Source organism: uncultured Caballeronia sp. (assembly GCF_964243625.1).
Taxonomy (GTDB): Bacteria; Pseudomonadota; Gammaproteobacteria; order Burkholderiales; family Burkholderiaceae; genus Caballeronia.
Genome location: NZ_CAXTGZ010000230.1, coordinates 1 through 7,317, shown reverse-complemented (window position 1 = coordinate 7,317; position 7,317 = coordinate 1). Strand labels below are relative to the sequence as shown.

At 60.3% G+C, this 7,317-nt stretch carries 7 protein-coding genes; 5 read left to right on the top strand and 2 right to left on the bottom strand.

Annotation, left to right across the window (positions count from 1 at the left end; genetic code table 11):
* Positions 1 to 816, bottom strand: an 816-nt coding sequence (locus tag ACFFAR_RS16685) for an SDR family oxidoreductase (protein ID WP_174363678.1), incomplete at its 3' end; no start/stop codon positions are given.
* Positions 817 to 912: 96 nt separating this feature from the next.
* On the opposite strand from ACFFAR_RS16685, the gene ACFFAR_RS16680 reads away from it, so the two are divergent.
* A complete protein-coding gene (locus tag ACFFAR_RS16680) occupies positions 913 to 1,899 on the top strand; it encodes a cupin domain-containing protein (RefSeq protein WP_174363677.1) in 987 nt (328 codons plus the stop codon).
* 61 nt (positions 1,900 to 1,960) lie between these two features.
* Here the strand turns inward: ACFFAR_RS16680 and ACFFAR_RS16675 are convergent, their stop codons facing one another.
* Positions 1,961 to 3,205: a YbiU family protein gene (locus ACFFAR_RS16675; protein WP_174363676.1), complete on the bottom strand. Its 1,245-nt coding sequence runs from the start codon at positions 3,203 to 3,205 to the stop codon at positions 1,961 to 1,963.
* A gap of 95 nt (positions 3,206 to 3,300) precedes the next feature.
* Between ACFFAR_RS16675 and ACFFAR_RS16670 the strand changes: the two genes are divergently transcribed.
* The 4 genes from ACFFAR_RS16670 to ACFFAR_RS16655 form a co-directional block, all read left to right on the top strand.
* The gene (locus ACFFAR_RS16670) at positions 3,301 to 4,257 is read left to right on the top strand and encodes a helix-turn-helix domain-containing protein (RefSeq protein WP_174363675.1); all 957 of its coding nucleotides are present in this window, start codon (positions 3,301 to 3,303) and stop codon (positions 4,255 to 4,257) included.
* A gap of 175 nt (positions 4,258 to 4,432) precedes the next feature.
* A complete protein-coding gene (locus tag ACFFAR_RS16665) occupies positions 4,433 to 5,674 on the top strand; it encodes an ABC transporter substrate-binding protein (protein ID WP_062172550.1) in 1,242 nt (413 codons plus the stop codon).
* A gap of 13 nt (positions 5,675 to 5,687) precedes the next feature.
* Positions 5,688 to 6,554, top strand: coding sequence for a branched-chain amino acid ABC transporter permease (locus ACFFAR_RS16660; RefSeq protein ID WP_062003015.1), 867 nt, complete (start codon positions 5,688 to 5,690; stop codon positions 6,552 to 6,554).
* The coding region (locus ACFFAR_RS16655) for a branched-chain amino acid ABC transporter permease (RefSeq protein WP_375508150.1) at positions 6,551 to 7,317 on the top strand (767 nt) is incomplete at its 3' end. The genes ACFFAR_RS16660 and ACFFAR_RS16655, both read left to right, overlap by 4 nt.

Here is a 7,317-nt window from a genome sequence, read left to right as displayed (position 1 = left end):
CGAAAACGCGAGTTCTTTTTGTGCTTCCAGCGACGCGAGACGATCGCTCAATTGCTTGTGCATGACGCCATAAGCATCGCTGCCGAGAGCTATACGTCTGGGCGCGGGATTCTGGTCGGCGCTGGCAATCATGATTGCGGCCATCTTCGCCGGATCACCAACCGGAATGCTGGTTCCTTCCTCCACCGTTCGATGCGCCATGCGCGCCGGCGACACATCATAGGCATCGAGCTTCGGCGAAAGCCGGGCGCTTTGGTAGCGGAAGTTCGTTCGTGCACCGCCGGGTTCGACCAACGTGCAGCCTATGTTGAACACGGCGACCTCCTGTCCGACTGAATCGATGAAACCCTCGATTCCCCACTTGCTTGCGTGGTACAGCGATCCGCCCGGGAATACCGCTTGTCCGCCCATCGTGGACAACTGGATGATCCGGCCACCGCCCTGGCTTCGCAGATGGGGAAGCGCTGCGCGAACTGTCTGAATGGAGCCGATGAGATTCGTGTCGATCTGGTGTCCGATCTGCTCGTCGGTCATTTCCTCGGCCGCGCCGAATAGTCCGTAGCCCGCATTGCTTACGACGACGTCGATACGGCCGAGATCGTTGAACGCCTGATCGACGACGCGGCGAATTGCGACGGCGTCCGTCAAATCGAGCATTGCGAGCCAGAGCGCGTCGCCGTGGCGAGCCTTGAGATCGGCCATCGAATCAAGATTACGTACGGTACCGGCGACGCGGTCGCCCCGCGCAAGAAGTTGCTCCGCCATGTGACGGCCGAAGCCGCTGTTGACGCCAGTGATAAACCAGGTGCGCTTCATGATGTCGAGATCCTTTCCGAGGTGTTCGGGTTTCAGGTCCGTGGGCAACGAGCCCAGGCAGTCAGCCAAGTCTAAGTGGAGTAACCTGGATTTTGAATGCTTGAAAGTCGGGATTTATTGCGTCAGAATCCGAGCATCATGCTCGATCCCTTCTCAGACTTTCTCAACCTCATGAACGCGCGGTCCATCATTTCGGGTGGACTTGTCGCGGGCGGCGCCTGGGCAATCAATTTCCCGCGTGCGGACACGGTCAAGTTCTGGGGCGTGGTGCGGGGAAGCTGCTGGCTGCTTTTGGAAGACGACACGGCGCCGGTTCGCATCGAAAGCGGAGACGTGTTTCTGCTTTGCGCGCCGCGATCACACGTCCTCGGCAGCGACCTCGCGGCGGAGCGCGTCGATCTCGCTGATGTTCTCGAAGGACGCATCGGCGCCGTGGTACATCATGGTGAGGGCGATGACTTTTTCATGATCGGCGGCAAAGTCGAGTTGAGTGCTGCATCCAGCCAGTTTCTGCTGGAAGCGTTGCCGCCCTTGATCCATGTGCGCGGGACATCGAGGCAAGCGCAACCCCTTGGCTGGCTACTCGAACAACTTGTCCGGGAGCGCCGGGATGCGCTTCCTGGGGCGCATATCGCCTCGAATCAACTCGCGCATTTGATGTTCATTCAAATACTGCGGGCCCACTTCGAGGCAGGCGGGTTCCAACCTGCCGGATGGCTTCGCGCCCTGAGCGACAAGCGTCTCGTGCCGGTGCTCCAGCTTATGCATGGCGACCCCGGCCGCGTCTGGCAACTTCGGGAACTCGCACAAGCAGCGTCGATGTCACGGGCGACTTTTGCAGCGTACTTCAAGACAGTTGCCGGGATGTCGCCTCTCTCGTATCTGACGAAATGGCGCATGCACCTCGCGCAGCGGGCGCTTCTGGAGAGCCGGATGCACGTCAACGTGCTTGCGCGGTCATTGGGCTACACATCCGAGAGTGCGTTCAGCAATGCTTTCAGACGTATCGTGGGCTGCTCGCCAAAGGACTTTCGGCAACAGGCGGCGAAGGACGTTGTGATTGAAGACAAGGTCGAAGTGTGATGACTCACCAGGCGGACGCACGCCATCGTGGCGTGCCGTCGTGTCCTTTGATTGATGGCGATTACAGACCAAAGCCGAGTTGCGCTTTGCCAAGCGGCGTCAAGTCCTCGGCTGTCGCTCGTCCGGCAAAATCGACTTCGAAATTGTCGGCCGGGAAGTCAGGCGGGCTCTTGCCTTCAATGAAGCTGGATAACTGCCGCTTGAGGTATTCGTCGTTTTTGGCGCATGAGGGCGCCGACGCGATGTACATCACATTGCTGTAGCCCGCACCGCGGTGTGCATCTTCCACCGCGTGGATCACGTCGCTGTGCCAGAACACGGTGTCGCCCGCCTGCATGTGTGGGATCGACGAGAGGGCGTCGAACAGCGGCGCATGAAATTCCGGCTTGATGGAAAGTGCGCGGCCGGGCATGGCGCCGCACAGGTCGTCGTCGGCCACATCGTCCTGAAGGGCGCGCAACAGGATGTATGCCATTGAATTCGCAATGGGCACGAGTTGCAGCGTGCCATCGCCAGGTCCTTGTGGCGTGAGCGCAGTCCACCCCTGAAACGTGCGAAACATCGAACATACTGCAGGCGATGCAATCTCCTCGACGTCCGGCCGGAACGCGGCGTCGAACGGGTCGTACTGACGCCAGTTCCCATTAAACACGTGTCGATAAACCTTGCGGAAATTGCCCTCGATCCAGCGCTCGACCGAGCCGCCGTCGCAATGCGCCGACAAGCCCAATGACTCGGAGCCGGGTGGCCGCCGGCGCATCCGGTCCGCATAAGCCGGCACGCGCTCCGGATCGAAGTGGACCCGGCCTTCACTTTCGTTGCACCACAGTCGGTTCAAGAACACGCGCGCCGCAGTCAGCGACGGCGCCTGCCGCGCAAGTACCTGCGGCTTCGACCAGTACACGCCATAGATCTGCGGCTTGCTCGATGCAAGCTGCCCAAAATACTTGTCTTCTGCACGGGTCTTCAGTCGTGTATCCAGGTCGTTGCGCTCCACGTACTCTGCAATGTCACGGTCCCATTGCTCGACCTTCGAGCGGTCGAAGACGTTGCGGATTACACAAGCACCGCGCGTCTTTACAAGGTCGATCTGCGCGGCACTCACGCGCTGCTCCGCGATGTCCGAGAACTGGATTTCGGGGATCACGTTTTCGCCGCGACCGCGTTGCGCGGCGAGCTTGGCGGCTTCGGCGCGAATAGCTTCGTCCACCTCCGCGAAGACATCTCGGTAGTTCGGCAGGCGCGCACGAAGCTCCTGCTTGGCCTGCCGGATGGCTGCGGGAAGGTCGTCGATTTTCAGTGCCATGATTGTCTCCTTATGGGTTCCGGGTTATCCAGAGCATAGGCTGACCGTCTTCGCGATAGTGATACGATCCGGACAATTACTTTGCGCCTTGTGCCATGAAACCCGCTTACGAACGCGTTCATTTCGGAGACGACTGCTCCGTCAGGGTTTACCACCGGCGTCTGCCGCGCATTCCTTTCGAATGGCACCACCATCCTGAATACGAACTGACACTGACGCTGAACAGTCACGGGAAGCGCTATATCGGCGATTCGATTGCGGCCTATGCCGATGAAGACCTGGTTCTCGTGCCGCCCAATCTTCCGCATACGTGGGCATCGAATCGCTCGATCGATCCCGCGTCCCCGCAGGTTGCAATCGTGATCTGGTTTGGTGGCGACTGGGCGCGGCGACTTGCCGATGTCTGTCCGGAGTACGCGCCTTTGCGCAACCTGTTACGCAGGTCGGCATGCGGACTTGCGTTCAGTCCGGAGGTCGGCGCCGCAATGCACGCGCACGTCGACAAGCTGCTATCCAGCACATCTCGAGAACGCCTCGCCGCAGCGTTGAATGTCTTGTGCACGCTTGCGGACGCGCCCGGCGAACCGCTCGCTTCGCCCACTTCATTCAGCGATCGGACAGAAGGGCCTTCGGGCCATGAACCCGAACGCATCAATCGCGTTCTGTCGATGATCGACTTGCGCTTCGCCGAGCCGCTGCGTCTATCGGAACTTTGCGAAGCGGCGAATGTGTCGGAACGTTCGCTGGCCCGCTACTTTGAGCAGCACATTGGAGAGAGCGTCGGGCGATATATCGCCCGGATCAGGATTGGACATGCCTGCCGGATGCTCGCGCATACCTACGCACCCGTTTCCGTCGTTGCGGCCCGCTCCGGATTTCCGAACGTCGCTAACTTCAACCGGCAGTTCAAGGCGCTGAAGGCACTCACGCCTGCTGCGTATCGCAAGCAATTTGCGGCTGGAGATATTGCTGAAGGAGACTCCGGCCCGCAGATCACCGAGCGGTCGCCTTCCTTGCAACGCAACCCGCGACTGCCTCGATCGATTGCCTGAGTCGACTCCAAAAACCGGCATGCATCGGTCAAGGCGCTTCACAAGCGTCTTTTTTATTGTCTGGTCATGCCCGATTTGCCCGATGTATTGATTATTTTGATAAATATCTTGCGGATTTTTGTTTGCCTACACTGAAACCGGGCAAATCAAACACAATCGCATGCGGAGCGAATCGATGACTATGGAATCCGGATCTCGTCGTAAAGCGTTGAAATTTGGAGCGGCGGCCGCGGTAGGTGCACTGGTGGGGCCGTACGTCACCCGCAACGCGTCGGCGGCGGAGCCGATCAAGCTGGGAAGCCTCCTGGATGGAACCGGCGCGCTTGGCCTCGAGGGCCGGCGCATGATCCAGGCGACGGAATTCGCCGTCGGGCAGATCAACGACAAGGGCGGCCTTCTCGGGCGGCCGGTCAAGCTGATTGCCTACGACACACAAAGCAGCATCCAGCTCTACACGCAATACGCGCAGCAACTGGTGCTGCAGGACAAGGTCGATGTGATCCAGGGCGGCATTACGTCGGCTTCGCGTGAAGCCATCCGGCCGATCTTCGATCGCAGCAAGACGCTCTATTTCTACAACACGCAATACGAAGGCGGAGTCTGCGACCGCAACGTGTTCTGTACCGGCACGACGCCCGCGCAGACGGTGGACCACATCGTCGAATACGCAATGAAGAACTGGGGCAAGAAGGTTTATATCATCGCGGCTGACTACAACTATGGTCACATCACTGCAAGCTGGATGACGAAATTCGTGAAGGCGGCGGGCGGCACGGTGGTCAATACCGATTTCTTCCCGCTCGATGTCACCAACTTTTCCTCCACCATCAGCCGCATTCAGGAAGCGAAGCCGGACATGGTGCTCTCGGCGCTGGTCGGCGCGAACCATGTTGGTTTCTACCGGCAGTGGGCCGCAGCGGGAATGAAGTCGAAGATCCCGGTGGGTGCGACCGTGTTCGGTCTCGGCGATGAACTCACGACCATGGACGCCGCGACCACCGACGGCATCATCACGTGCTTCGGCTTCTACAACAACCTCAACACGCCAAACGCGAACGCCTTCGTCAAAGGCATGCAGGCGAAGTACGGGCCCAGCCTGACGGACCTCGGCGAGCTCGATACCGCCACCTACGAAGGCATCATGCTGTGGGCCGAGGCGGTTAAGAAAGCCGGGTCGGTAGAGCAGGCGAAGGTCGTGACGGCGCTCGAGACCGGCATCACGATCGAAGGACCATCGGGTACGGTCAAGATGGATCCGGCGACGCATCACACCATTCGGAACGCCTACCTTGCACGGCCGAAAGACAAGGTGTGGGACATCCTGCAGACATTCCCGAACCAGTTCCCGTCGGACACGGGCGGCGCGTGCGATCTCATCAAGTCACCCCGCACGAACAAGCAGTTCACGCCGGCCTGAGGAGGCGCAACCCATGGACCTGACCGGGCTACTCGCCTTCAATGTGCTGACCGGCGTCGCCACGCTCGTGCTCATCACGATCGGCCTCGGCGTCATCTACGGCATGATGCGCATCATCAATCTCGCGCACGGCGAGTTCATGATGCTCGGCGCTTACACAGCCGTGACGGCCAGCACGGCAGGCGTCAACATCTGGGTATCGATGCTGATCCTGCCGCCTATCGTCGTCGGCCTGGTGGGTCTGATCCTCGAGCGCACCATCATCCGGTTTCTATACGGCCGCATGATGGACACGATGCTCGCCACGTGGGGCATCAGCCTGGGTCTCATCGGGCTGATCACGTCCATCTTCGGTAACGTGGTGAAGTCGGTGCAGATGCCGGTGGGGAGTTTTTCGATCGGGCAATACCGCGTGAGTGCGTACAGCCTGGTGATCATCGGTATAGGTATTGTCGTGCTCGCTGCCTTGCTCGTGCTCTTGCGCCGCACGCGCTTCGGCCTGATCCTGCGTGCCACCATGCAGAATCCGGCGATGTCGGCTTCGCTCGGGGTCAGGCCGTCGGCGGTCTACATGGCGACGTTCTCGCTTGGCGCCGCGCTCGCCGGTCTTGCGGGCGGCGTGCTGTCGCCGATTTCAGGTGTCTCGCCCGGCATGGGCGGCGCGTACATTGCAAAGGCGTTCATTACCGTGCTGGGTGGTGGCCCTGCGATCATCGCGGGAACGGGACTCGCGGCGGGGCTCTTTGGCTTCATCAACGAGATCGTCTCGTTCATGTCTACGCCTGTCATCGGCGATATCGCGCTGCTTGCTTCAGCGGTCTTGCTGATCCGCATCCTGCCGCAGGGCATCACCGGACGTTTCCTCAGGCGCAGCTCATGAAATCGCTTCGGTCGAGATCTTTTCTGGGCGGCACGCTGGCGGTCGTGATGATCTGCCTCGTGGTCATGTTCGCATTGCCTCGCACCATCAGCGCGTTCGGCGTAATGCAGGCAACGCTGTTCGCGGGCATGGCCATCTACGGTTTGAGCCAGGGCTTCGTGTGGGGGTATGCGGGCATCCTGTCGTTCGGGCAAGCCGCGTTTCTCGGCATCGGCGCCTACACGTATGCCATTGCGGCGATCAATTTCGGCGATACCACGCTGGCCGCCGCATTGTCGATCATCGCCCCCATGTTGTTCGCCGCGTTGCTCGGCTACTTCATGTTCTACGGCCGTATCTCCGATGCCTACATTGGCGTGATCACGCTGACCGTTTCGGTGATCCTGTTCGAACTGATGAACTCGACCTCGGGCAGCCAATATCACATTGGTGAAGCGGTGCTCGGCGGCTTCAACGGCATCCCTGCCATCCCCGTGTTCGCGCCGCTGGGAAAACCGGACGAGCAACTCGACCAGATCGGTGTCTGGTATGTCGCAATGGGCGCGCTGATCGTGGTGTACGGGTTGCTGAAGTGGATTCTCGCGTCGCGTTTCGGACGGGTCGTGGTCGCTATCCGCGAGAACGAAACCCGCGCCATGCTGATCGGCTACGACCCGCGCATGTACAAGCTGATGTCGTTCATGGTCGGCGCGGGCATTGCGGGCGCGGCGGGCTGTATCTTCGCGAACTGGGGTGGCTTCATCAGCCCGACGGTGTTCGCGCT

Excerpts from the sequence above, each read along its gene's own strand:
- ACFFAR_RS16680 (WP_174363677.1), top strand. The coding sequence starts at position 913 with ATGCTTGAAAGTCGGGATTTATTGCGTCAGAATCCGAGCATCATGCTC.
- ACFFAR_RS16675 (WP_174363676.1), bottom strand. The coding sequence starts at position 3,205 with ATGGCACTGAAAATCGACGACCTTCCCGCAGCCATCCGGCAGGCCAAG.
- ACFFAR_RS16670 (WP_174363675.1), top strand. The coding sequence starts at position 3,301 with ATGAAACCCGCTTACGAACGCGTTCATTTCGGAGACGACTGCTCCGTC.
- ACFFAR_RS16665 (WP_062172550.1), top strand. The coding sequence starts at position 4,433 with ATGACTATGGAATCCGGATCTCGTCGTAAAGCGTTGAAATTTGGAGCG.
- ACFFAR_RS16660 (WP_062003015.1), top strand. The coding sequence starts at position 5,688 with ATGGACCTGACCGGGCTACTCGCCTTCAATGTGCTGACCGGCGTCGCC.